Below are 22,538 nucleotides of genomic sequence, written 5' to 3'. Positions count from 1 at the left end.
GTGGTGCGGGCCCACACCGGGCGCCCCGCCCCCTAAATCACCGGGGGCGCCCCTCCTCGTGTGTGCGGACCGGTCAGTCCTCTCCGAGATACGTCTTGCGGACGTTCTCGTCGTGGAGCAGATCCTGTCCGGTGCCGGTGAGCTTGATCTCGCCGACCTCCATGACATACGCCTGGTCCGCCAGGGACAGCGCGGCCTGGGCGTTCTGCTCGACGAGCAGGATCGTCGTGCCGCCGGCCTTCAGCTCGGTGATGGTCTCCATGATCTTCTGCATCATGATCGGGGAGAGACCCATCGACGGCTCGTCCAGCATCAGCAGCTTGGGCTGGGACATCAGAGCCCTGCCCATCGCGAGCATCTGCTGCTCACCGCCCGAGAGGGTGCCTGCGGCCTGCTTGCGGCGCTCACCCAGGATCGGGAAGAGCTCGTAGGCGCGCTGGATGTCCTTCTCGATCCCGGCCTTGTCACTGCGCAGGAACGCTCCGAGCTGGAGGTTCTCGGCGATGCTGAGGCGCGGGAAGATGTGCCGGCCCTCGGGGGAGTGAGCCAGTCCGAGGGACACGACCTTGTGGGCGGGGATGCCGTTGAGGGCCTGTCCGTCGAAGACGATCCTGCCGCTGGACGGCTTGAGCAGTCCGGACAGGGTGCGCAGTGTCGTGGTCTTTCCGGCGCCGTTGGTGCCGATCAGGGTCACGACCTGGCCGGCCTCGACGGAGAAGGAGATGCCCTTGACGGCCTCGATCTTGCCGTACGCGACCCGGAGGTCCTCGACTTCGAGGAGTGCGGTCACTTCGCGTCTCCTTCCGTGCTGGTGGTGCTGGTGTCGCCGTCCGAGCTGTCCGCCTCGGCGGTGTTGTTCGCCTCGTCCGAGACGTCCGTGTCAGCCGGCTCGTCCGCCTCGTCCGAGGTGTCCGCCTCGTCGGCGTCCACTACGGCTTCCGGGGTCTCGTCAGCGGCCTCGGCCGCCTCCTCCGCGGTCGCCTGCTCGGCGGCCTCGACCTCGGCGACCTCTTCCTGCCCGGGTGCACCCTCGAAGGGCGTACCGAGGTAGGCCGCGATGACACGCTCGTCGCCCTGGACGACCGCCGCGGTGCCCTCGACGAGCTTCTGCCCCTGCACGAGACAGGCGACCCGGTCGCACAGGTTGAAGATGAAGCGCATGTCGTGCTCGATGACGAGCACGGCGATGCCCATGTCGCGGATCGCGAAGATGAGCTCTTCGGCCGCTCGGGTCTCCTGCGGGTTCATACCGGCCGTGGGCTCGTCAAGGAGCAGCAGGCCGGGGTCACTCGCGAGCGCCCGGGCGATCTCCAGCTTGCGCTGCTCGCCGTAGGGCAGGTTGCGCGAGAGGTGGTTGGCCTTGTGGGCGAGACCGATGAACTCGAGGAGTTCCATGGCACGGGCGTGCGACGCCGCTTCGGCCTTCTTGAAGCCCGGGCCGCGCAGCAGCGCGGACCAGAGGCCCTCCTTCGTCCTGGTGTGGCGTCCGACGAGGACGTTCTCCAGGACGGTCATGTTGGAGAAGAGCCGGATGTTCTGGAAGGTACGCGCGATGCCCGCGGTGGTGACGAGGTGCGGCTTGGGCGGCAGCACCGTGCCCTTGTACGTCACCTTGCCCTCGGTGGGCACGTAGAGCCCGGTGAGGCAGTTGAAGAAGGTCGTCTTGCCCGCACCGTTGGGTCCGATGAGGCCGACGATCTCGCCCGCGCGAACGGTGAGGTCGACGGAGCGTACGGCGGTGAGGCCGCCGAAGCGCATCGTGACGCCGCTGGCTTCGAGGACGGTCTCCGCCGTCGTCTTCGTGCTGGTTTCTGTGGTGGTGGTGGTCATGGTGCTCACGCCCCAGCCTTGGCCGTGCCGACAGCGGCGTCATCGGGGGTTCGTTGTTCCGGCACGTCGAGTTGGCCGGTCTCGTGGAACTCGAGCTGGGCGCGCCGGTTGGCGATGAGGCCTTCGGGACGGAAGCGCATCAGCAGGATGAGGGCGATGCCGAAGCCGAGCAGCTGGTAGTCCTGGATGAACTGGAGCTTGGCCGGGATCATGTAGAGCAGCGCGGCGCCGAGCAGCGGTCCGCTGATGGTGCCCATACCGCCGAGGATGACGGCCGCCAGAAGGAAGGCGGAGTTGGGCGGCACCGGACCGGCGAACTGGTACATCTCCGGGACCACGGTGTGCTGGACGTGTGCCTGCACGGTTCCGGCGAGGCCGGCGAGGGTGGCGCCGAGCGCGAAGGCGATCAGCTTGACCCGGAAGCCGTTGATGCCCATGGCCGTGGCGGCGGTCTCGTCCTCGCGGATGGCGACCCAGGCGCGGCCGATGCGGGAGCTGCCCGCGCGGCTGAAGACCAGGACGACGAGGACCGTCGCGAGGAGCATCAGCAGGTAGTAGTTCGCATAGGCGCCGAGCTCGAAGCCGAGGACGGTGTGGGACTCCCCGAAGTTGTACCCGAAGAACTCGAGGTCCGGGATGTTGGGGACGCCGTTCGGGCCGTTGGTGATCTGGGGTCCGGAGACACCGTCGAGGTTGCCCATGGCGATACGGAAGATCTCACCGAAGCCGAGCGTGACGATGGCGAGGTAGTCGCCGCGCAGTCGCAGGGTCGGGGCGCCGATCACGACGCCGAAGATCAGCGAGACGAGGGCGCCGAGCAGGACCGCGGCCCAGAAGGGCAGGTGGATACCGAAGGCGGATGCCGTCGATCCGGAGACGAGTGCGGCGGTGTACGCGCCGACGCCGAGGAAGGCGACGTATCCGAGGTCGAGCAGGCCCGCGAGGCCGACGACGACGTTCAGGCCCAGAGCCACGGTCGCGAAGATGAGGATGTTGACCGCGACCAGGGTGTACTGGTCGGTGTTCTGGGTGAAGGGGAACGCCGCGGCGGCGACGAAGGCCCCGATCAGCGTGACCTGGCGGTGCTTGGCGGTGATCACCGACAGACGCGCCATGAGCCCGGACTTGATCAGTCCGGCCGCGGCGAAGCCGACGACGGCGAGGTAGCCGGTGAAGAGCTCGGCGTACTCGGTGTCGATGCCGTACGTGATCACGTAGAGGCCGACCGCGAAGGCGCCGACGATGACCAGGATCTCGGCCCAGGAGGGGAGCTCCTTGGGCCGGGCGGCCACGCGGGTGTCGTCGGGCAGCTGGAACGCGGCGGCGACCGGGATCACGGAGGCCACGGCGGCGACGAAGCCGCCGGGCTCCAGGTTGATCAGGCCGCCCAGCTCGACGGTGATGGCGCCGAGGGCGAACCAGGTGGTGGCGAGGCCACCCAGGGCCAGGGCCCGGAGGGCCTTGGTGCTGCCCGCGGGCACGAGCCAGCCGAGCCCCTTGATGCCGAGCGAGCCCAGCGCGAAGAGGGTGGTGAGGAGGCCGGCGACGAGGGTGAGGACCTGGAGGCCGCCGGGGTACCCGCTGATGGTGAGGTTGCCGGGGAAGGCCGGCGTCCAGGTCCAGGCCAGGAAGGTGCTCGCCATGGTGGCCACGCCGCCCGCGGCGGTGAGCCAGCGCAGGGTGGTCACCTTGGAGGCGCCGTCGGCGGGGATGGTGCCCGTTGCCTTGGTGGTGTCGGAGGTCGTCATCATTCTCACGCCCGATCCGCGACGCGCTCACCGAGCAGGCCCTGTGGCCTGACGAGAAGCACGACGATGAGGAGTACGAAAGCCCAGACGTTGGACCAGGCGCCACCGCCGAGCTGCTGCATGCCGGGGATGTTCTCGATGTAGGCGATCGACAGGGACTCGGCGAGACCGAGGACGACACCGCCCACCATGGCGCCGTAGATGTTGCCGATGCCACCGAGGACCGCGGCGGTGAAGGCCTTGAGTCCGAGGATGAAGCCCATCTCGAAGTTGATCTGGCCCTTGTCCAGGCCGTAGGCGACCGCTGCGACCGCGGCGAAGGCGGCGCCGATGGCGAAGGCCATCACGATGATGCGGTCGGTGTTGATGCCCATCAGCTTCGCGGTGTCCGGGTCCTGGGCGGTGGCCTGCATGGCACGGCCGCTGCGGCTCTTGGAGACGAAGAGTCCCAGGCCGAGCATGCAGAGCGGGGCGAGGATCAGCACGAAGGCGTCGGACTGCTGGATGGCGAGGTTGTCGAAGATCTTGAACGACTCGCCGGTGAACTCGGGGAAGCTCTTGGCGGACTTGGCGCCCGGGTAGAAGCCCCAGATGAGCTGCTGGAGCGCGATGGACAGACCGATCGCGGTGATGAGCGGGGCCAGGCGCGGGGCGCTGCGCAGTGGCCGGTACGCAAAGCGTTCCGCGGCGGTGGCGACGGCTACGGAGGCGATCGCGCCACCGATGATCATGAGCGGGATCGCCACCAGGAGCGGGGTTCCACTGGGGAGCCATATGTAGGTGGTGAGGGCGCCGAAGCCCCCGATCATGAAGATCTCGCCGTGGGCGAAGTTGATGAGCTGGACGATGCCGTAGACCATGGTGTACCCGATGGCGATGAGGCCGTATAGGGCACCGAGGGCAAGGCCATTGGCCAGCTGTTGCGGCAGTTCGTTCACCGCAGGGCCTCCGATGAAGGTGTCGGATATGAAACCGCGCGAGGGCGCTGTTTGCGCCCTCGCGCGGGCTGGATCATGTGGTGCTGGGTACTGCGGTGGGGGTCAGTCCTGGAACGTCTCGCTCTTGACGTCCACGAACTCGCCGTTCTTGACGACGTACACGGTGAGCTGCTTGTTCGTGGTGTCACCGAACTCGTCGAAGGAGACCTTGCCGGTCACACCCTCGAAGGAGACCTTGGCCATCGCCTCGGTGACCTTGGCGCGGGCGTCCTCCGGGAGCTTGTTGTCGTTCGCCGCGACGACCGACTTGACCGCCTGGATGATGGACCAGGCCGCGTCGTAGGAGTAGCCGCCGTAGGCCGCGTACGGGTCCTTGTAGTTCTCGGCCTTGTAGTCCGCGATGAACTTCTTCGCGGTCTCCAGCTTCTCGACCGGGTAGCCGACGGAGGTGGCGAGGTCACCGTCGTTGGACACACCGGAAGCCTTGATGTACTGCGGGTCCAGCATGCCGTCGCCGCCCATCGTGGGGATCTTGGCGCCGGCCTTCTTGATCTGGTCGGCGAGCAGACCGCCCTCGGGGTACTGGCCACCGAAGTAGACCGAGTCCGCGCCGGAGCCCTTGACCTTGTCGGCGGTGCTGGAGAAGTCGGTCTCCTTCACCGTGACGTGGTCGGTGCCGACGACCGTGCCGCCGAGGCGCTTGAACTCCGCGGAGAAGATCGCGGCCAGGCCGGCGCCGTAGGTCTGCTTGTCATCGACGACGAAGACCTTCTTCTTCTTGGCGTCGGTGAACAGGTAGTTCGCGGCGAACTTGCCCTGGATGGCGTCGGTGGTGGCGGTGCGGAAGTAGGTCTGGAACGGACGCTTCTTCTCGCCCTTGCCCCAGTTGTCGCCCAGGGTCAGCGCGGGCCCGGTGTTGGCGGGGGACACCTGGGTGAGGTTCGCCGAGTTGAAGACACCCTGCATGGACTGGGCCACGCCGGAGTTCAGCGGGCCGACGACGCCGAGGACTTCCTTCATGCCGACCAGCTTGGTGGCGTTGGCCTGGCCGGACGACGGCTGGGCCTGGTCGTCGAGGGCCTCGGTCTTGAACTCGACCCCGGGGACCTCGTTGTTCTTGTTGGCGGTCTTGACCGCCAGGTCCACGGAGTTCTTGATGCCCATGCCCAGGGCGGACAGCGAGCCGGTCAGCGGGGCGTCGACGCCGATGACCACGGTGGTCTTGCCGCTGCTGTCCTTGCTGCCGCCGTTGGCGTCGTCGCGCGAACCGCAGGCAGTGAGGCTGAGTGCTCCCGTGGTGATCACGGCGGTGAGAATGAGCAGGGAACGGTGTCGCACGCTGTGTCCTTTCCTGGCGCGGCCTCCTCGTGGTTGAGGTGCCGTTTCCGTTGCCGGTGCGTACTGAAGGGTGGGGCAGTGCCGTACTTGCAGACGCGCCCGGCGGCGCGGTGACTGGGCGTGACTCTAAGCGCAGCCGGCGGGCTCCGGGGACGGTGGAGGTCAGGATGTGACTGTCTTGTTATGCCACGAGGGAGAGGACGTGGGGGCTGTGTGGGCAGATAGGGCGTTTCCGGCCGATGGTCGAGTTCTCACATAGTGAGAACTCCCAGTTCCGCTAAGGTGCATGGGCTCGCGATGGTGCTGACATGACGGGGCCGTGCTTGATGCCCGCGGAGGCGTCCGGCCTCGGCCGCGCTGTGTGCGCGGCGCGGCTTTCTCGGGGAGCGCTGGTTACTCAGCGTTAACTTAGGGAAAGGTTGTTCGACCCCCGACAGGGTCCCGTGATCCTTTCGCGAGGTTCCGCCTCAGGTCTCCCGCAGGCCGTCCTGGCGCCTGGAAGCCGACGGCGAACCCGGCCGCTCACCGGGGAAGGTCCCAGTTCTCGGAGCTGCCGGTGGCGCCGTTCTGCGCCTTGCATCTCTTGCCGGCCTCCCGTCTGACCAGCGCCACGGCGGCGGTGCGGCCATTCCGCTTCTCCTCCGCGCGGGCTTCCGTCAACACCTCATCGTGAAGGGCGAGTTGCTCATTGGACAGGCCCTTCTGCTCCCAGTCGAGGCCCGCCCATGTACTGCCCTTGAGGGCCTCCTCGGCCCAGTACGCGACGAGGCTGGTGCAGACTTCGGCGGGCGTGGCGGGCGCGGGGGTGGTGGCACCGGTGCCGGCCCGGCCCGCGGGCGAGCAGGCCGCCGCGGCCGCAAGGGCACCGGCGACCAGGAGCGCGCAGGCGGTGCCCCGGCGCGGTGAGTACGCCGTGAACCCCATGGCACCACGCTACGGCCTGGCCCGCCGGGGGCAAAAGGGCGTGCGCAAACGGGTGTTGGCGCACTCGCGGTCTGGTGCGGTTGGTACGGGAGCGATGGAATACGTTCGCGCGTCCCGCGTGATCGTCACTAACCCCGGCCCCGGAGGCAGGCACGATGGCGAGAGCCACCCGAACAGGCAAGGCCCAGGGAACCCGCTTCGCGGGGAGAGTGCGCAGCTGGGGGACGGTGGCTCTCGCCGCCTCCCTGCTGACTGCCCTCCCCGCACCCACCGCCCAGGCGGGCGCCGCCCCCGCCCTCAGCATCGTCGGCGACGAGACGCAGCCGGTGTTCTCCCGCGCCGACGCGGTGTATCAGCAGGTCGACATCGAGACGGAGGCGGACAGCGACGGCGACGGCCGCCGCGACACCGTACGCATGAGGATCCTGCGTCCCAAGGAGACGGACACCGGGCTCAGGGTCGCCACCATCATCGAGGCCAGCCCCTACTGGGCGGGTGGCAACAAGGTCGAGAACCACCACGTGGACGTGGACGTGGACGGACTTCCGGCCGGCCGGCAGTCGGCGCTCATGGACCGTGTCCCCGGTCTCGCGAGCACCTCCGCTCCCGCAGGCACCTCAGCCCACGCGGCGAGCGGACCCTCCGTCGTCTGGTCCGGCTACACCGACAACTACTTCCTGCCGCGCGGTTACGCCGTCGCCCAGGTCGACAGCCTCGGCACCGGAGGCTCCACCGGCTGCCCGACCTCGGGCGGACGCAACGAGACCCTCGGCGCGAAGGCCGCCGTCGACTGGCTGAACGGCCGCGCCAGGGGCTGGGACCCGGACGGCAGGCCCGTCGGCGCCGACTGGTCCACCGGGAACGCCGCGATGATGGGCGTCTCGTACAACGGCACCCTGCCGACCGCCGTCGCGACGACCGGGGTTGAGGGGCTCAAGGCGATCGTGCCGATCTCCGGGATCTCGTCCTGGTACGACTACTACCGCGCGGGCGGCGGAGTTGTCGCGCCCGGCGGCTACCAGGGCGAGGACACCGATGTGCTCGCGAAGTACGTCCACACCCGCGCCGACCGCGAGGTCTGCAAGCCCGTGATCGACCGGTTGACCGCCGAACAGGACCGTGTCAGCGGCGACTTCGGTCCCTTCTGGCGGGAGCGGGACTATCTGAAGGACGTGCGGAAGATCAAGGCAGGGGTCTTCGTCGTGCACGGCGGCAACGACTGGAATGTGAAGACCCAGCACTTCGGGCAGCTCTGGGAGGCCCTCAAGAAGCATCATGTGCCCCGCAAACTCTGGCTGCACCAGGCGGGCCACATCAATCCCATGCCCCTGCGCATGGAGGAGTGGCTGACCCAGCTGCACCAGTGGTTCGACCACTTCCTGTACGGGCTGGACAACGGCGCGCTCAGCGCGCCCCGCGTCGATGTCGAACAGGCGGACTTCAGCTGGCGGCAGCAGGGCGAGTGGCCGGAGCGCTCCACCCGCGACCTCACCCTGCGGCTGAACGCCGATGGCCTGTCGCCGCACCCGGGAGCGCCCGTGCGGCAGACGATGACCGACGCCGGCCGCACCGTCCCCGCCGAGCAGCTGGTCGCCGGCCCCGACACGGCACGCCCGGACCGGCTCGGGTACACGACCGGCCCGCTCCCGGCCGATCTGCGGGTCAACGGCACCCCGGAGTTGTCGGTACGCGCCTCGCTCGCCGGCTCGTCCCCGTATGTCACGGCGCTGCTGGTCGACTACGGCGCCGACACCCGCGCCGTCGCGGCCACGACCCCCGACACCTCGCAGCAGATCTGCTACGGCGAGGGCATCCCCGGTGACACCGGGTGCACCTACCGGACCGTCCACCGTACCGAGACCGCCGACTTCAAGATCGTCTCGCGCGGCTGGCTCGACATCCGCAACCGGTCCTCCCTCGCCCACGAGAGCAAGGTGGTCGAGGGCCGCGAGTACCGGCTGAAGTGGGCCATGCAACCGCAGGACTACGTCTTCAAGAAGGGCCACCGGCTGGGAGTGGTGCTGATCTCGACCGACTACGACTACACCCTGCGCTACCCGGCCGGGACACGGCTGTCGGTCCGAGCGGGGTTCAGCAGCGTCACCCTGCCGGTCAGCGGGTAGCGCGGGTCGCTGGTGCCGTGGCCGGAGGCTTCACCGGCTCGTGGCGCCACCGCCGTGCTCCCCCTTGCTTCGTGTCGTGGCACCCGGGTGCGTCCCGTACGAGGGTGACGCTCCGCCTTGCGGTGCTTCCCCCGGCCCAGGGCCGGGGGAAGCACGGTGCACCGGACGCCGCGAGAACACGGCAGTACTTTCGGCCACGGCACGGGTCAGGCCGTGGTCCCCGCTCCCGGGAGGTTCTCCGCGTCCTGGGGGCGGACATCACGCAGCAGGCAGGTCAGCCGGGCCGTGCAGACCCGCTTCTCCTGCTCGTCGGTGATCACGATCTCGTACGTGGCGGTGGAGCGGCCCCGGTGCACCGGAGTGGCCACTCCGGTGACCAGGCCGGAGCGGACGCCCCGGTGGTGGGTGCAGTTCAGGTCCACGCCGACGGCGATCTTGGAGATGCCGCCGTGCAGCATCGTGCCCACCGAACCGAGGGTCTCGGCCAGCACGGCGGACGCGCCGCCGTGCAGCAGCCCGTACGGCTGGGTGTTGCCCTCTACCGGCATGGTGCCCACCACGCGGTCCGCGGAGGCCTCGACGATCCGGACGCCCATACGTTCGCCGAGGTGCCCGGCGGAGAAGAGGCCGGGCAGATCGATGCCCAGCGCCGCGTACTCGTCGATGACTTCCTGCGGGAACTTCACGCTGGTCTGCTCGCCCATGGGCCCGGCTCCGTTCGTCTGTGTACGGCGTCGTCCGACGTCCGTCACTCGTCCCTCTGTCGTCAGCTGCCTGAGCAAACGCTTAGGCGGACGGTGATTGTTCCAGACGGACCACCACGGACTTGCTCGCGGGGGTGTTGCTGGTGTCGGCGGTGGCGTCCAGCGGCACCAGGACGTTGGTCTCCGGGTAGTACGCGGCGGCGCAGCCCCGCGCGGTGGGGTAGTGCACCACCCGGAACCCGGGAGCCCTGCGCTCCACACCGTCCTTCCACTCGCTCACCAGATCGACGTACGTGCCGTCCGCGAAGCCCAGCGCACGGGCGTCGTCCGCGTGCACGAGCACGACCCGGCGGCCGCCCCTGATCCCCCGGTAGCGGTCGTCGAGGCCGTAGATCGTGGTGTTGTACTGATCGTGCGACCGCAGGGTCTGGAGCAGCAGCCGGCCCTCGGGGAGCTCGGGATACTCCACGGGGGCCGCCGTGAAGTTGGCCTTGCCCGTGGCGGTGGGGAAGCGGCGCTCATCCCTTGGTGCGTGCGGCAGGGTGAAGCCGCCCGGACGGGTGATCCTCCGGTTGAAGTCCTCGAAGCCCGGGACCACCCGCGCGATCCGGTCGCGGATCGTCGCGTAGTCGTGCTCGAAGTCCTCCCACGGGGTTCGCGACCCCGGGCCCAGCACGGCCCGCGCCAGCCGTGCCACGATCGCCGGCTCCGACAGCAGCCGCCCGCTCGCCGGGGGGAGATTGCCCCGCGAGGCGTGCACCAGGCCCATCGAGTCCTCGACGGTCACGAACTGCTTACCGCCGCGCTGCACGTCCTTGTCGGTACGGCCGAGCGTGGGAAGGATCAGCGCCCGCCGCCCCGTCACCACGTGCGAGCGGTTGAGCTTCGTGGACACATGCACCGTGAGCCGGGCCCGCCGCATCGCCGCCTCCGTGACCTCCGTGTCCGGAGTGGCGCCCACGAAGTTGCCGCCCATAGCGAAGAACACCTTGGCCTCGCCGTCGCGCAGCGCCCGGATGGAGCGCACCACGTCCATGCCGTGGTGGCGCGGCGGTGCGAAGCCGAACTCCTTCTCCAAGGCGTCGAGAAAAGCGGGCGAAGGCCGCTCGAAGATGCCCATCGTGCGGTCGCCCTGCACATTGGAGTGCCCGCGCACCGGGCAGACCCCCGCCCCCGGCCGGCCGACGTTCCCGCGCAGCAGCAGGAAGTTGACCACCTCGCGGATGGTGGCCACGGAGTGCTTGTGCTGCGTCAGCCCCATCGCCCAGCAGACGATCGTGCGCTCGGACTCCAGGACCATGCGCAGCGCACGCTCGATCTCGGAGCGCTCCAGGCCGGTCGCGGCGAGCGTTTCGTCCCAGTCCGCGGCCCGGGCCGCGGCGGCGAACTCCTCGAAACCGTGCGTGTGCTCGCGTACGAACGCTTCGTCGACCGCGCCCTCGGTCTCCAGGACCAGCCTGTTGAGGAGGCGGAACAGCGCCTGGTCGCCACCTATGCGGATCTGGAGGAACAGGTCGTTCAGCGCGGCGCCCTTGAGCATGCCCTTCGGGGTCTGCGGGTTCTTGAACCGCCCCAGACCGGCCTCCGGCAGCGGGTTCACCGAGATGATCCGCGCGCCGGACTTCTTGGCCAGCTCCAGCGCGGACAGCATCCGCGGGTGGTTCGTGCCCGGGTTCTGGCCCGCGACGATGATCAGATCCGCCTGGTGCAGATCCTCCAGGGAGACGCTTCCCTTGCCGACGCCCAGCGTCTCGGTCAGCGCCGAGCCCGATGACTCATGGCACATGTTGGAGCAGTCCGGCAGGTTGTTGGTGCCGAATTCGCGGGCGAACAACTGGAGCAGGAAAGCGGCCTCGTTGCTGGTGCGGCCCGAGGTGTAGAACAGTGCCTCGTCCGGCGACGACAGGCCCGTCAGCTCCTCCGCGATGATCGCGAACGCCCGCTCCCAGCTCACCGCCTCGTAGTGCTCGGCACCCTCGGGCAGATACACGGGCTCGGTGATACGCCCCTGCTGCCCCAGCCAGTAGCCGCTGCGCCGTTCGAGCTCGGACAGCGGATGCGCGGCGAAGAACGCGGGCGACACCCGGCGCAGCGTCGCCTCCTCGGCGACCGCCTTCGCGCCGTTCTCGCAGAACTCGGCCAGGTGTCGCTTGTCCCCCTCCGGCCAGGCGCAGCCGGGGCAGTCGAAGCCGTCCTTCTGGTTCACCTTGAGCAGGGTCCTGGCGGTGCGCGCCACTCCCATCTGCTGCTGCGCGACCCTCAGCGTGTGCCCGATCGCGGGCAGCCCGGCCGCGGCGTGCTGGGGCGCACCCACCTGGGGCGCGTCCTGGACGGGGTCACCGGAGGGCGGCTTGCTGGCCATCGTGCTCCTTCTCGAGCGCGGAATGAGTCGTCTCCGGTACAGATCCTGTCACGCGACGGCGGACACGGGCCCGTCCGGCCGTGTCCGCCGTCGCGGGAAGCGTTGTCAGTGCTCCGTGGGAGGATCGTGTCCGTGGCAGAGACAGCATCGAAGAAGACCCCAGAAGAAACCCGCCCGCGCCTGCTCCTCATGGACGGGCACTCCCTGGCGTACCGGGCGTTCTTCGCGCTGCCCGCGGAGAACTTCACAACGGCGAGCGGCCAGACGACCAACGCCATCTACGGCTTCGCGTCGATGCTGGCGAACACCCTGCGCGACGAGGCGCCTACGCACTTCGCCGTGGCCTTCGACGTGTCCCGCAAGACCTGGCGCTCCGAGGACTTCCCCGAGTACAAGGCGAACCGCTCCAAGACCCCGGACGAGTTCAAGGGGCAGGTCGAGCTGATCGGCGAGCTGCTCGACACCATGAACGCGGTGCGCTTCGCGGTGGACGGCTTCGAGGCCGACGACATCATCGCCACCCTGGCCACCCAGGCGGAGGCCGCCGGGTTCGAGGTGCTGATCGTCACCGGTGACCGGGACTCCTTCCAGCTCGTCACCGATCATGTCACCGTGCTCTACCCGACCAAGGGCGTCTCCGAGCTCACCCGCTTCACCCCGGAGAAGGTCGAGGAGAAGTACGGACTCTCCCCGCGGCAGTACCCGGACTTCGCCGCCCTGCGCGGTGACCCGTCGGACAACCTGCCGGGGATTCCCGGCGTCGGCGAGAAGACCGCCGCGAAGTGGATCAACCAGTTCGGTTCGTTCGCGGAGTTGGTCGAGCGCGCCGACGAGGTCAAGGGCAAGGTGGGCCAGGCGTTCCGCGACCATCTGGAGGCCGTCAAGCTCAACCGCCGACTGACCGAGATGGTTCGCGACGTGGAGCTGCCCGGATCCGTCGCCGACCTGGAGCGCGCCGCCTACGACAGAACAGCGCTCCAGGGCTTCCTGGAGGTCCTGGAGATCCGCAACCCGAGCCTGAGGGAGCGGCTGCTCGCGGTCGACCCGGGTGCCGAGGAGGAAGCGGCACCCGCCCCCGCCGCCGGAGTGGAGCTCGACGGCAGCGTGCTGGGCACCGGTGAGCTGGCCGCCTGGCTGGAGCAGCACGCGGGGCAGCCGCTGGGCGTGGCCACGGTCGCGAGCTGGGCCCTGGGTGTGGGCAGCGTCAGCGAGATCGCCCTGGCCGCGGCCACCGGCAGCGCGGCCTGGTTCGACACCACCAAGCTGGACGAGACCGACGAGCGGGCCTTCGCCGCCTGGATCGCGGACCCGGCCCGCCCGAAGGTGATCCACAGCGCCAAGGAGGCGCTGCGGGTCTTCCCCGAGCACGGCTGGGACATCCAGGGCGTGACGATGGACACCGCGCTCGCCGCCTACCTGGTCAAGCCGGGTCGCCGCTCCTTCGCGCTGGACACCCTGTCCGTCGAGTATCTGCACCGCGAGCTGGCCCCGGCGGCCGCCGACGGTCAGCTCGCCTTCGGCACGGACGAGCAGGCCGAGGCGGACGCCCTGATGGCACAGGCCCGGGCCGTACTCGACCTCGGCGAGGCCTTCGGCGAAAAGCTGGTGGACGTGGGCGCGGCAGGGCTGCTCCACGACGTGGAACTGCCCACGTCGCTGCTGCTCGCCCGGATGGAGCGGCACGGCATCGCCGCCGACCGCGCCCATCTGGAAGCGATGGAGCAGCAGTTCGCCGGGGCCGTGCAGCAGGCCGTCAAGGAGGCGCACGCCGCGGTCGGCCATGAGTTCAACCTCGGATCGCCCAAGCAGCTCCAAGAGGTCCTGTTCGGCGAGCTGAACCTCCCCAAGACGAAGAAGACCAAGACCGGCTACACCACGGACGCGGACGCGCTGGCCTGGCTGGCGTCCCAGACCGAGCACGATCTGCCGGTCATCATGCTGCGTCACCGCGAGCAGGCGCGGCTGCGCTCCACCGTCGAGGGCCTGATCAAGACGATCGCCGCCGACGGCCGGATCCACACCACCTTCAGCCAGACCGTCGCGGCCACCGGCCGGCTCTCCTCCATCGACCCCAACCTCCAGAACGTGCCGGTGCGCACCGACGAGGGCCGGGCGATCCGGCGCGGGTTCGTGGTCGGTGAGGGCTTCGAGGCCCTGATGACCGCCGACTACAGCCAGATCGAGCTGCGGGTGATGGCCCACCTCTCGGAGGACGAGGGCCTGATCGAGGCCTTCACCTCGGGCGAGGACCTGCACACGACGGTCGCCTCCCAGGTGTTCGGCGTCGAGCGGTCGGCGGTCGACGCGGAGATGCGCCGTAAGATCAAGGCGATGTCCTACGGACTGGCGTACGGCCTCTCGGCGTTCGGGCTGTCACAGCAGCTCAACATCGAGGCGGCTGAGGCCCGGGCCCTGATGGACACCTACTTCGAGCGCTTCGGCGGGGTCCGCGACTATCTGCGCCGGGTGGTGGACGAGGCACGGGCCACCGGCTACACGGCCACGATGCTGGGCCGTCGCCGCTATCTGCCCGACCTCAACAGCGACAACCGCCAGCGTCGCGAGGCCGCCGAGCGCATGGCGCTGAACGCACCGATCCAGGGCACGGCCGCGGACATCGTCAAGCTGGCCATGGTGCGTGTCGGCACAGCCCTGCGCGCAGCGGGCCTCACCTCCCGCATGCTGCTCCAGGTCCACGACGAAATCGTCCTGGAACTCGCCCCCGGCGAGCGGGAGCAGGTCGAGGAGATCGTGCGCCAGGAGATGTCGACAGCGGTGGAACTGCTGGCACCGCTGGATGTCTCGGTGGGCGTCGGACCGGACTGGGAGTCGGCAGCGCACTGAGCCCGGGCAAGGCCTGAAGGTGCCGGGCGGGCCAGCGGTCCGCCCGGCGCGCCTGGGGTCTGCCTGGCGGGTATATAGAGGGGGACACCCCTCCGGCGTCGCGTGCCGGCTGGGGGCTCCTTGGACGGCCTGACCGCTCAGCTCACGCCCGCGCCGTCCGCGGCGGTCTTCTCGCGGGCACCGTCCGCGGCCGTGCGGTCGGGGCGGAGCCGGACCGCCAGCGCGTAGAGCACGATCCCCGCCGCCAGCCCCGCGCCCGCCCCGAAGCAGGCCGTCGGGATGATGTCGAGAGGCGTGTCGATCCGGCCCCAGTACTGATAGAACCGCACACAGCGATGTGTCATCCCGGCCAGCACGCACACCGCGATCAGCGCCCCGGCGGCCAGCCGGTCCCCGCGGCCGAGCAGCGGCACCCCGGGCGGCACCGGGACCGGTCCCGGTACCCGGCGCAGTGCCGAGGTGACGAACCAGACGACGGCGATGAGCGCCACCGCCGAACTGCCGTACTGCGTGTACAGATAGAGCGGGAAGCCGGCGACCAGCTCGCTCAGCACCGGCAGAGCCCGCACGCCCCAGCGGTCGAAGTGCGTGAAGGAGTCCCACACCACATGTGTGGCCGCGCCGAGCGCGGCAGACACATAGAAGAGGAACATCCAGGCCGCGGGGGATCGCTGAGCCCGGGCCGGCCCCCGCAGCAGCGTATGGATCCGTCCCTGCCGACTGTGCGGCAGCAGTGCCACCAGGGGGTCGCGGACCAGCACCCACAGCCCCACCAGCGCCGCCGTGATGGCCACATCAACCGTCAGCATGCCTTTGAGGCTGTGGGTGACGTCCCCGAAGAACATCGCTTCGGGGTGCACGCTTGCCGCGAAATATGTCATATCGGGTGCGAAGGACCCCGCGACCAGTGCCGACGCGACCAGCGGGCCACGTGCCGAGCCGTCCCTCCTGATCCCCGGCAGCACCGCCGCCGCGTGGCTGAGTGTGAACGGCATGAAGAACCCCAGTCAGGCCGGTTGCGGACCATGTGACCCGGAAAGTGTCACCCGGTAAATGTCACCTAGTATGCGCGATGCTGATCGTCCGCCCTGTGAACGGGAGCGCCTCGTACCGCTTCCTTCGGGCCGGATGACCGATGGGTGAACAACCGGCAAGAGCGGCCGGGTATCCGGTGTTTCGGTCTTCCGCCTTGCCGTAGGGTCTTGGGGGTGTCGCGCGGGGAGCGCGAGGTTCGCCAACGGGGAGGAAACAGACGTATGGCAGCGCATTTCAGCCGCCGACTGCGCAAGGGAGCGACCACCACAGCGGTGGCCGCGGCTGCGGTGGCCGCGCTCTCCGCGTCGCAGGCGCCGGGTGTCACGCCCGCCGCAGCGGGAAGTGACGGCAACGCGGCGGGCTCGACCACCCCGCCCGCGAGCACGGCCACGGGTGACTCCCCCTACTACACGGACCTCCCGCCGCTCAACACCCCGAACAAGCCAGGTGTGGCTCCGCAGACCCCGGTGGTCACCGGCCCCTCGGAAGCCGGAATCCCGGCCACGGTGCTCGACGCCTACAAGCGGGCCGAGGCTTCCCTGACGACCTCCGACCCCGCCTGCCGCCTCCCCTGGCAGTTGCTCGCCGCGATCGGCAAGGTCGAGTCCGGGCACGCGAGCGGCGGTCGGGTGAGCGCCGACGGCACCACGACCTCCCCGATCCTGGGCCCGGTCCTCAACGGCGTGGGGTTCGCCAACATCTCCGACACCGACGACGGTGCGTACGACGGCGACCGGACCCATGACCGGGCGGTCGGCCCGATGCAGTTCATCCCCTCCACCTGGGACGGCTGGGGCCAGGACGGCAACGGCGACGGCACCAAGGATCCGAACAACATCTACGACGCCGCACTCGCGGCCGGGAAGTACCTGTGCGCCGACGGCCGTGACCTGTCGCAGTCGGCGGGCATGGAGCGGGCGATCCTCAGCTACAACCACTCGCAGGAGTATCTGCGCACGGTGCTCTCGTGGTTCGACTTCTACAACCGCGGCACCCATGAGGTCCCGGACGGCACGGGTGTGCTGCCCGTCGACCGCAGCGACGACGACGTCACACCGGTCACCACGCCGACCGCCCCCGTCGCCCCGGGACCCGCGCCCGCCAAGCCCGCCCCCGCCAAGCCCGCCCCGGCCAAGCCGCCGGTCAAGCCCTCCGCGCCGCCCAAACCGCCCACGCCGTCGAAGCCCGAGCCCGGCGACGGTACGAGCACGCCGACGCCCACCGAGGGCGTCGCCCGGATCGAGGACGCGGCCAGCGGCACGCTCGCGGCCCCTGCGGGTGAGGAGTTCGGCGAGCGGGTCAAGGTCCGCGCCGAGAACCGCGGCGGGACCGCCGTCGGCAAGGCCGTGATCGCCTTCGAGATCGTCGGTGACACCGACGCCCGCTTCACCCAGGGACGTAAGAAGGTCCTCGTCGCCACCGGGGCCGACGGCATCGCCGTCGCACCTGTGCTGCGCGCCGGTGAGAAGACCGGGGACTTCACCATCCGGGTCACGGTCAACGGCCGCAACCTGCCCGGCGTGGACTACCTCGCGTCCGTCGTGGCCCGTCAGGCCGACGCGCTGGAGCGCACCGGCGACAAGGAGCTGACGGCCGTGGCCGGCGCCGAGTTCGCCGAGGCGATCGAGCTCAAGGCCACCCTCAAGGGGGCCACCGCCGCCGGTGTGGCCGTGACCGCCACCATGATCACCGATGCCGAGGGCCCGGCCGAGAACACCGAGGGCCCCTGCTTCAAGGACGAGGACGGCAAGTCCGTCCGGAGCCTCACCGGGCTGAAGACCGACGAGAACGGCATGCTCGTCCTCCCGAAGATCTACGCGGACGACGAGGTGGGCACCTTCAAGCTGCGCCTCACCGCCGAGGGTGGCGGCACGCTCACCCTTGAGCTGAAGGTCACCGCCGCCCCGGTCATCGGCACCGAACCTGTCATCGGCACCGAACCGGCCGTCGACCCGGAGCCGCAGGGCTGAGACCGGGGTTCGTACCCACCGTCCCTTCCGCCCACCGCCCCTTCCGCCCGTCGTGGCGAAGGGGCGGTGTCGTCGTGCGGTGCGACGTGTTCTCATCTCGCGGCCGCGTTGCTACGGTGCCCGGACTCCGGCGTTTCTGACGCCACATCAGATCGGGGAGGGGGGCCCATGCGCGCCCTCGTCGCCGCCGCCATCGGGCTGGCCGCGGTGCTGCTCGTCGTGCTGCTCATCGCGGTCCGCGACGTACCGCCGGGGGAGACATCCCCCAAGCCGCTCCTGACCACCGTCCCCGGCCCCAAGCAGTAGCCGGAAGGAGCCGCCGCCATGCGCCGCCGCGTCAGCCTGGTCCTGCTCGCCCTCGCCGTCTTCTTCGGCGCGCTGGCGCCTGTGCTGCGCTGGTACGCCTTCCCGAGGCTGGCGAAGATCCCGCCCTCGCAGTACCAGGAGATGGTGCTGGAGGCGAAGCCCGCGACGCTGCTTCGCTACGACACGATGCAGGCCGAGCAGGTCGACAAGGTCACCATCGTGCAGACCCTCAAGGGCAACGTCGAGGAGTCCCAGAGGATCGAACGGGACGCGGGGCGCGATGTCGTGGTCTGGGACTCCCTGTCGTACGTCCAGGGCCCCGACGGCGCGATGGTCTCCCAGATCCCCGAGCGCTATGTCTTCGACGCCCACACCCAGGCCCCCGTGCACGCCACCGGTGAGTCGGTCGACGGCGACGCGGTGCGCCGCGAGGGCATCGAGTTCAAGTTCCCCTTCCTCACCGAGCAGCGGGACTACGAGTACTTCGACGCCCAGACCCGTACATCGGCGCCCATCCACTACAAGGGGACCCGGACCTTCCGCGGCCTCGAGGTCTACTACTTCGAGCAGACCATCCCCTGGACCAAGGTCGCGTACCCGAAGAAGATGCCGCTCCCCGGCATCGACGCCACCACGCTGGAGAAGCAGACCGGCACCAGCCGCTGGTACACCACCAAGCGGATGTTCTGGGTCGAGCCGGTCACCGGCGCACCCGTCAACGGCGAGGAGATCCACACCGAGGAGCTGCGCGGCGGCTCGCTGCTGGGAGGCAGGGACAAGGTCACGGCCTTCTCGGGCCATGTGAAGATGCGCGAGGACTACGTCGACCACACCGTGGCCCTGGTCTCGGCCAACCGGACGACCGTGCTGCTGCTGGTCTCCTACCTGCCCTGGGGTTTCACGGCGCTCGGGCTCCTGCTGCTGGCGCTCTCCCTCTGTCTGGAGGCGCGCTCACGCCGACCGGAAGGCCGGCCCCCACTGCGGCCTGAGCCCGCGCCGGTCAGCGCTTGACCCCACGGGTCGGTTGGGCGGTGGACGGGTCCTCGGGCCATGGATGCTTCGGATAGCGGCCGCGCAGTTCCGCTCGGACGGCCCGGTAGCCATCGCGCCAGAAGGACGCGAGATCGGCGGTGACCGCGGCCGGCCGCCCGGCGGGTGACAGCAGGTGCACCAGCACCGGCACCCCCGCGACGGTCGGCGTCGCCGACAGCCCGAACAACTCCTGGAGCTTCACGGCGAGCACCGGCTGCTCAGCCGAGTAGTCGACCCGGATCCGCGATCCGCTCGGTACCTCGATCCGCTCGGGCGCGAGCTCGTCCAGACGCGCGGCATCACCACTCGCCCAGGGCAGCAGCCGGCGGAGCGCCTCTCCGGCATCGATACGGCCCAGATCGGCGCGGCGGCGGGCCCGGGACAGCTCCGGCTCCAGCCACTCATCGGCCCGGTCCAGCAGGGCCCCGTCATCGGCCACCGCCGGCCACGGGGTCCCCAGGACCCGGTGCAGAAAGGCGAGCCGCTGCCGGAAGGCCGCCGCCTCCCGCGACCAGGCCAGCAGTCCGAGCCCCTCCCGCCGCAGTCCCTCCATCAGCGCATCCCGGACAAGCCCCGCACCCGGCTTCTTCAGCGGCCGTACGAGCAGCTCGACCGCACCCAGCCGCAGCACCTGGCGGGCCACGAGGTCGCCGTCCTCCCAGTGCACCTCCTCGCCGCCGGAGAGCAGATGCGAGGCGGCGGTGCGCGCCGTGTCCTCGTCGATGACGGCGGCGAGCCGTACCCGTGCCGACGCGGCGTGCACCGGCCGGTCCGCGACGGCCACCGCCAGCCAGGACGCATTGCGCAGCCCTGACCCCTCACCCAGCTCCGCTCCCGTCCCGGAAGCCATGAGAAACGCCCGCTCCCCGCGCGCCCGGGCGACCCGTTCGGGAAAAGCGAGCGCCGTGACGAGACCGGCGACCGTGTCATCCGCGGCATGGGCCGTGCCGGCCGGGGCTTCGCCGCCCCGGCCACCGGCCGCCGCCTCCGGCACCCGCTCGCCGAGCGAGCGTGCCAGTCGCCCCGCCTCCGCCCGCCAGCGCGCCCCGTAGGCGTCACCGCTCCGCCGCGCCGTGCGCCACACCGCTGCCAGATCGTCCCCGTACGCCCGGGGCGGCTCCTCGCTCAGCAGTGCCACCACCTCGGAGGCGCGCCGCGTACCCACCTCCGAGGCCCCGTCCACCAGCGCGCGGGCGAGCCGGGGATGAACACCGACGCGCGCCAGCCTGACACCCCGGTCCGTGGCGCGCCCCGACCCGTCCACCGCGCCGATCGCGCCGAGCACCGCGCGGGCGGCGGCCATCGCGCCGCCAGGCGGTGGATCCAGCAGGGCGAGCCCGGAGGCCGAGGGGTCGCCCCAGCACGCCGCCTGGAGGGCGAACGCGGTCAGGTCCGCGACCTGGATCTCGGGAGCGGGGAACCGGGGCAGCCGTACGTCCTCCGCCTCGGACCAGCAGCGGTACACGGTGCCCGGCGCCTCACGCCCCGCCCGGCCCGCACGCTGTCGGGCCGCCGCCTGCGAGGCCCGCACGGTCGTCAGGGAGCCGATACCCCGTGCGTGGTCCATACGCGGCTCGCGTGCGAGACCCGAGTCCACCACCACCCGCACCCCCGGCACGGTCAGCGAGGACTCAGCCACCGCCGTCGCCAGCACCACCCGGCGCCGCCGCCCCGGTGACAGCACGGCGTCCTGCGTCGCGGCCGGTGCCCGACCGTGCACCTGGAGCACTTCGGCGTCCACGTCCGACAGCAGCCCTGCGACCCGTGCGAGCTCCCCGGCGCCGGGGAGGAAGCAGAGCACGTCACCGGTGTGGGCGGACAGCGCCCGGCGCACCACCGATGCCACATGCGCCAGCAGGGCCGGGTCCACCCGCATCCCGTGCGGCGGGCGCACCGGACCGGCCGGGGGAGCCCAGACCACCTCCACCGGATGTGCGACACCCTCCGCCTCGACCACCGGCGCGTCGCCGAGCAGTCGTGCCCACCCGGCGGCATCCGTGGTCGCGGATGCGGCCACCAGCCTCAGCTCGGGCCGCAGAGCCGCACGCACATCGAGAAGGAAGGCCGCCACGGTGTCCGCGTCCAGATGCCGCTCATGGCATTCGTCGAGGATCACCGTGCCGACCCCGGACAGCTCCTGGTCCCGCTGGAGCCGCTGGAGCAGCACACCCGTGGTGACCACCTCGACGACGGTCCCGGGCCCGACGACCCGTTCGCCGCGCACCGTGAAGCCGACCCGCCCACCGACCCGCTCCCCGAGCAGCCAGGCCATCCGGCGCGCCGCGGCCCGTGCCGCGATCCGGCGCGGTTCTGCGACGAGGACCTTGCCGCCGCCGCGTGCGCCGTCCTCGACCAGCCCTGCCAGGGCCAGCGGCACGAGGGTCGTCTTGCCGGTCCCGGGCGGTGCGCAGAGCACTGCCGCGCCGTGCGCGTCCAGCGCACGCTCGAGCGCGGGCAGGGCGGTCCGTACGGGCAGCCCCGCCAGTGTGTCCGCGCCGATCACGCCCCCGGCTCTTCACGCTCGCAGACGAAGATCGCCGTGCCGGGGATCAGATGCCCCCGCAGCGGAGACCAGCCGCCCCACTCCTGGTCGTTCCACTCGGGCCACTCGGGCTCGACCAGATCCAGCAGCCGGAAGCCCCCGGTGACCAGCGCGCGCACCCAGTCGCCGACCGTGCGGTGGTGCTCCACATAGATGGCGCGACCCTGCTCGTCCTGCTCGACGTAGGGGGTCCGGTCGAAGTACGAGGCGGCCACGCTCAGCCCCTCCGGGCCCGGCTCGTCCGGGAAGGCCCAGCGGACCGGATGGGTCACCGAGAACACCCAGCGGCCACCGGGCCGCAGCACGCGCCGCACCTCGCGGAACACCTTCACCGCGTCGGGGACGAAGGGCACCGCCCCGTATGCCGAGCACACCAGGCCGAAGGAACCGTCGGCGAAGGGCAGCGCCCCCGCGTCGGCCTCCACGAGCGGAAAGCCGGTGCCGATCCGCAGCGCGTGCTGGAGCTGCCGGTGCGACAGGTCCAGGGCCACCGGTCGCGCCCCCTGCGCCGCCAGCCAGCGCGAGCACTGCGCCGCGCCCGCCCCGATCTCCAGCACGCGCAGGTCCTTCAGCGTCTCCGCGGGTCCGAGCAGCCGGGCTTCGGCCTCGTCGAGCCCCTCGGGGCCCCAGACGAAGCGGTCGTCGCCCAGGAACGTCCCGTGCTCCATCTGGTACTCGTCCGCGTTCCGGTCCCACCAGCCGCGGCTGGCCCGGCTGCTCTCCGCGTACTCCGCGGTGCGCCGTACGGCTTGCGGTTCGTACTCTTGTTCGTCCTCTTGGATCATTTCGCCCGTCGTTGTACGTTGCTGAAGGTCTCTGCCGGAGGTGCCGCTGGGGACGTG

The 22,538-nt window shown here is 70.4% G+C and carries 16 protein-coding genes; 5 read left to right on the top strand and 11 right to left on the bottom strand.

Going from position 1 to position 22,538, the window contains the following annotated elements; genetic code table 11:
• Nucleotides 1–73: 73 nt before the first annotated feature.
• The 6 genes from ACFV6V_RS23255 to ACFV6V_RS23230 all read right to left on the bottom strand — a co-directional run bounded on the left by ACFV6V_RS23255 (nucleotide 74) and on the right by ACFV6V_RS23230 (nucleotide 6,778).
• Complete coding sequence (locus ACFV6V_RS23255; protein WP_361278160.1) at nucleotides 74–790, bottom strand: ABC transporter ATP-binding protein; 717 nt, start codon at nucleotides 788–790, stop codon at nucleotides 74–76.
• Nucleotides 787–1,830 (bottom strand): ATP-binding cassette domain-containing protein, encoded by a 1,044-nt coding sequence (locus tag ACFV6V_RS23250; RefSeq protein WP_385568132.1) that lies wholly within the window; start codon nucleotides 1,828–1,830, stop codon nucleotides 787–789. Before ACFV6V_RS23250 ends, ACFV6V_RS23255 begins: the two co-directional genes overlap by 4 nt.
• 5 nt (nucleotides 1,831–1,835) lie before the next feature.
• The gene (locus ACFV6V_RS23245; protein ID WP_385568129.1) at nucleotides 1,836–3,578 is read right to left on the bottom strand and encodes a branched-chain amino acid ABC transporter permease; all 1,743 of its coding nucleotides are present in this window, start codon (nucleotides 3,576–3,578) and stop codon (nucleotides 1,836–1,838) included.
• A 5-nt stretch (nucleotides 3,579–3,583) separates the two neighbouring features.
• A complete protein-coding gene (locus tag ACFV6V_RS23240) occupies nucleotides 3,584–4,516 on the bottom strand; it encodes a branched-chain amino acid ABC transporter permease (RefSeq protein ID WP_361278158.1) in 933 nt (310 codons plus the stop codon).
• Nucleotides 4,517–4,618: 102 nt separating this feature from the next.
• Nucleotides 4,619–5,854 carry an ABC transporter substrate-binding protein gene (locus tag ACFV6V_RS23235; RefSeq protein ID WP_385568118.1) on the bottom strand — a complete coding sequence of 412 codons (1,236 nt, stop codon included), beginning with the start codon at nucleotides 5,852–5,854 and terminating at the stop codon, nucleotides 4,619–4,621.
• A 522-nt stretch (nucleotides 5,855–6,376) separates the two neighbouring features.
• Nucleotides 6,377–6,778, bottom strand: coding sequence for a hypothetical protein (locus ACFV6V_RS23230; protein WP_385568116.1), 402 nt, complete (start codon nucleotides 6,776–6,778; stop codon nucleotides 6,377–6,379).
• Nucleotides 6,779–6,933: 155 nt separating this feature from the next.
• Here ACFV6V_RS23230 and ACFV6V_RS23225 point away from each other — a divergent pair, with 155 nt between their 5' ends.
• Complete coding sequence (locus ACFV6V_RS23225; RefSeq protein WP_385568113.1) at nucleotides 6,934–8,901, top strand: Xaa-Pro dipeptidyl-peptidase; 1,968 nt, start codon at nucleotides 6,934–6,936, stop codon at nucleotides 8,899–8,901.
• A 206-nt stretch (nucleotides 8,902–9,107) separates the two neighbouring features.
• Here the strand turns inward: ACFV6V_RS23225 and ACFV6V_RS23220 are convergent, their stop codons facing one another.
• Both ACFV6V_RS23220 and ACFV6V_RS23215 read right to left on the bottom strand, forming a co-directional pair.
• A complete protein-coding gene (locus tag ACFV6V_RS23220) occupies nucleotides 9,108–9,605 on the bottom strand; it encodes a PaaI family thioesterase (protein ID WP_385568112.1) in 498 nt (165 codons plus the stop codon).
• Between the two features lie 82 nt (nucleotides 9,606–9,687).
• Nucleotides 9,688–11,967: an FdhF/YdeP family oxidoreductase gene (locus ACFV6V_RS23215; RefSeq protein ID WP_385568109.1), complete on the bottom strand. Its 2,280-nt coding sequence runs from the start codon at nucleotides 11,965–11,967 to the stop codon at nucleotides 9,688–9,690.
• A 132-nt stretch (nucleotides 11,968–12,099) separates the two neighbouring features.
• Here ACFV6V_RS23215 and polA point away from each other — a divergent pair, with 132 nt between their 5' ends.
• Nucleotides 12,100–14,811 carry a DNA polymerase I gene (gene polA, locus ACFV6V_RS23210; protein WP_385568107.1) on the top strand — a complete coding sequence of 904 codons (2,712 nt, stop codon included), beginning with the start codon at nucleotides 12,100–12,102 and terminating at the stop codon, nucleotides 14,809–14,811.
• Nucleotides 14,812–14,948: 137 nt separating this feature from the next.
• Here the strand turns inward: polA and ACFV6V_RS23205 are convergent, their stop codons facing one another.
• Nucleotides 14,949–15,806 (bottom strand): DUF4184 family protein, encoded by an 858-nt coding sequence (locus ACFV6V_RS23205; RefSeq protein ID WP_385568104.1) that lies wholly within the window; start codon nucleotides 15,804–15,806, stop codon nucleotides 14,949–14,951.
• A gap of 261 nt (nucleotides 15,807–16,067) precedes the next feature.
• On the opposite strand from ACFV6V_RS23205, the gene ACFV6V_RS23200 reads away from it, so the two are divergent.
• The 3 genes from ACFV6V_RS23200 to ACFV6V_RS23190 all read left to right on the top strand — a co-directional run bounded on the left by ACFV6V_RS23200 (nucleotide 16,068) and on the right by ACFV6V_RS23190 (nucleotide 19,133).
• Nucleotides 16,068–17,816, top strand: a complete 1,749-nt coding sequence (locus tag ACFV6V_RS23200) for a lytic murein transglycosylase (RefSeq protein WP_385568102.1) — start codon at nucleotides 16,068–16,070, stop codon at nucleotides 17,814–17,816.
• 168 nt (nucleotides 17,817–17,984) lie between these two features.
• Nucleotides 17,985–18,122, top strand: coding sequence for an SPW_0924 family protein (locus tag ACFV6V_RS23195; RefSeq protein ID WP_385568100.1), 138 nt, complete (start codon nucleotides 17,985–17,987; stop codon nucleotides 18,120–18,122).
• A gap of 18 nt (nucleotides 18,123–18,140) precedes the next feature.
• A complete protein-coding gene (locus tag ACFV6V_RS23190; RefSeq protein WP_385568097.1) occupies nucleotides 18,141–19,133 on the top strand; it encodes a DUF3068 domain-containing protein in 993 nt (330 codons plus the stop codon).
• On the opposite strand, the gene hrpB is transcribed toward ACFV6V_RS23190, so the two are convergent.
• On the bottom strand, nucleotides 19,123–21,657 hold the full coding sequence (hrpB, locus tag ACFV6V_RS23185; protein WP_385568095.1) for an ATP-dependent helicase HrpB: 2,535 nt from the start codon (nucleotides 21,655–21,657) through the stop codon (nucleotides 19,123–19,125). The two genes, ACFV6V_RS23190 and hrpB, sit on opposite strands and share 11 nt — an antisense overlap.
• Nucleotides 21,654–22,481 carry a class I SAM-dependent methyltransferase gene (locus tag ACFV6V_RS23180; RefSeq protein WP_385568092.1) on the bottom strand — a complete coding sequence of 276 codons (828 nt, stop codon included), beginning with the start codon at nucleotides 22,479–22,481 and terminating at the stop codon, nucleotides 21,654–21,656. The genes hrpB and ACFV6V_RS23180 overlap by 4 nt, the downstream gene beginning before the upstream one ends.
• Nucleotides 22,482–22,538: the final 57 nt, after the last annotated feature.

Origin of the sequence: Streptomyces sp. NPDC059828 (genome assembly GCF_042731955.1) — a bacterium.
In the GTDB taxonomy this organism is placed as follows: domain Bacteria; phylum Actinomycetota; class Actinomycetes; order Streptomycetales; family Streptomycetaceae; genus Streptomyces.
The sequence above is the reverse complement of the archived record's forward strand: the minus strand, read 5'-3'. Positions and strand labels throughout refer to the sequence as shown.

Bases quoted from the DNA above. Each gene is read 5' to 3' on its own strand.
- ACFV6V_RS23250 (WP_385568132.1), bottom strand. From the start codon at position 1,830: ATGACCACCACCACCACAGAAACCAGCACGAAGACGACGGCGGAGACC.
- ACFV6V_RS23245 (WP_385568129.1), bottom strand. From the start codon at position 3,578: ATGACGACCTCCGACACCACCAAGGCAACGGGCACCATCCCCGCCGAC.
- ACFV6V_RS23230 (WP_385568116.1), bottom strand. From the start codon at position 6,778: ATGGGGTTCACGGCGTACTCACCGCGCCGGGGCACCGCCTGCGCGCTC.
- ACFV6V_RS23225 (WP_385568113.1), top strand. From the start codon at position 6,934: ATGGCGAGAGCCACCCGAACAGGCAAGGCCCAGGGAACCCGCTTCGCG.
- ACFV6V_RS23220 (WP_385568112.1), bottom strand. From the start codon at position 9,605: ATGGGCGAGCAGACCAGCGTGAAGTTCCCGCAGGAAGTCATCGACGAG.
- ACFV6V_RS23215 (WP_385568109.1), bottom strand. From the start codon at position 11,967: ATGGCCAGCAAGCCGCCCTCCGGTGACCCCGTCCAGGACGCGCCCCAG.
- ACFV6V_RS23205 (WP_385568104.1), bottom strand. From the start codon at position 15,806: ATGCCGTTCACACTCAGCCACGCGGCGGCGGTGCTGCCGGGGATCAGG.
- ACFV6V_RS23200 (WP_385568102.1), top strand. From the start codon at position 16,068: ATGGCAGCGCATTTCAGCCGCCGACTGCGCAAGGGAGCGACCACCACA.
- ACFV6V_RS23195 (WP_385568100.1), top strand. From the start codon at position 17,985: ATGCGCGCCCTCGTCGCCGCCGCCATCGGGCTGGCCGCGGTGCTGCTC.
- ACFV6V_RS23190 (WP_385568097.1), top strand. From the start codon at position 18,141: ATGCGCCGCCGCGTCAGCCTGGTCCTGCTCGCCCTCGCCGTCTTCTTC.
- ACFV6V_RS23180 (WP_385568092.1), bottom strand. From the start codon at position 22,481: ATGATCCAAGAGGACGAACAAGAGTACGAACCGCAAGCCGTACGGCGC.